1 pseudogene is annotated in these 977 nt (G+C 49.0%); it reads left to right on the top strand.

The window, feature by feature from the left end:
• A pseudogene (locus SB749_RS18630) lies at positions 1 to 977 on the top strand (hypothetical protein); the annotation flags it as partial.

The raw sequence follows: 977 nt of genomic DNA, 5'->3' as shown, positions 1-977 counted from the left end.
GGTAACCGTTAACAACGTCGGCGCCGCATTAGGTAACTTAGATGGTCGCACGACCAGCAACACCGCCGAGATTAACAAAGGCATCAAATTTGGTAATGGTACAACCAACAACCAATTTGCCTTAGGCGACACCATTAATGTTAAAGGCGACAGCAACCTAACCAGTACCACGACCACTGATGGCGTACAAGTTAGCCTAAACAAAAACCTAGCTCTAGGAGATAGTGGCAGCGTAACGACTGGTGCCACAACCGTTAATGGTAATGGCCTCATAATCACCAAAGCAGCAGGGGCTCCTGCTGGCATCACTAATGTCAGCTTGACCAATACAGGGCTTGATAATGGTGGCAACAAGATTGTCAACGTTGCAGCTGGCACTATTGGCACAGGCTCAACTGACGCGGTTAATGGTGGTCAGATTCAAGCAGCTGGCGACAGCTTAGCGACTAACGTATTAGGCGGAAATGCCGAGTATGTAAATAACAGCTTCACCATGAGTGATGTTGGCGGCACCGGACAGAGCACCATTGATGACGCTATCAAGTCGGTCAACAGCACCGCAAACCAAGGTTGGGACGTCAAAGTCAATGGCATCGCCTCTGACAACGTAGCTCCAGGTGAGACCGTACAATTCGTTGATGGTAAGAACATCAAAGTCACCCGCGACAATGATCAAGTCATCAAAGTGGCGACCAGTGACGAAGTTGAGTTCACCAAAGTCACCCTAGGGGATGCTACTAACAACACCATCTTAACTAGCAATGCAAATGGTTTAGATGTCGGTGGTGACAAGATCACCAACGTAGCAGCCGGCACTATTGGCTCAGGCTCAACTGACGCCGTTAATGGCGGTCAGCTATTCGGTACTGCACAGTCTGTTGCTACCAGCTTAGGTGGTAACTCAACAGTGAATGCGGATGGCACAGTTAACGCCCCAAGTTATGAGCTTGATAATGGCAATAACACCGGTACTAAGG

The organism is Brevibacterium sp. SIMBA_078 (genome assembly GCF_046534565.1).
Taxonomy (GTDB): domain Bacteria; phylum Actinomycetota; class Actinomycetes; order Actinomycetales; family Brevibacteriaceae; genus Brevibacterium.
This window is presented reverse-complemented; position numbering and strand designations above follow the sequence as displayed.